The sequence below is a fragment of the Sphingomonas sp. BAUL-RG-20F-R05-02 genome (assembly GCF_022662305.1).
Taxonomy (GTDB): Bacteria; Pseudomonadota; Alphaproteobacteria; order Sphingomonadales; family Sphingomonadaceae; genus Sphingomonas.
In genome coordinates this window covers 1-493 of the sequence record NZ_JAKNQH010000079.1, presented here as the reverse complement: position 1 = coordinate 493, position 493 = coordinate 1, and the positions used below count along the sequence as shown (strand labels likewise).

The 493-nt window shown below is 67.3% G+C and carries 1 protein-coding gene; it reads left to right on the top strand.

Going from position 1 to position 493, the window contains the following annotated elements:
• Positions 1-493 (top strand): IS66 family transposase zinc-finger binding domain-containing protein (locus tag L8F97_RS22515; protein WP_242154969.1); only part of this gene is annotated, 493 nt, incomplete at both ends.

The window sequence follows — 493 nt, the reverse complement described above, 5'->3', positions numbered from 1 at the left end:
GGCATCGCGGCCCGGCGGCGGAAAGCCAGGGCATGAGGGCCATAGCCGGATACTGAGCGAGGCATTCGATCGCGCGATCGATCATCGTCCGGACACCTGCACCGGCTGTTGCGCTGCACTGCCGGCCGATCTGGTTGCCGAGACGGTCAGCGAGCACGACACGGTCGAACTGCCGCCAATCACGCCGGTCGTGGAGCGGCACAGGCGGCTGGCGGTTCGCTGCCCATCGTGCGGGATGCGTGTGAGGGCCGCGCTACCGGACGCGGCGAGGGGGACGCCGTTCGGCGTGCGGATCCATGCGATCGCGACCTATCTGAAGACCTTCCAGGCGTTGTCCTACGAACGGCTCCAGGGGGCGTTTGCCGATGTGTTCGGTCTGACGATCAGCCAGGGCGGTCTGATGAACATGCTCCGCCGTGCGCAGGCGCATTTTGCAGGCGGCCGCGATGACGCGGTATCGAAGCTGCGTCAGGCGGGTGTGGTCAGCTCGGAC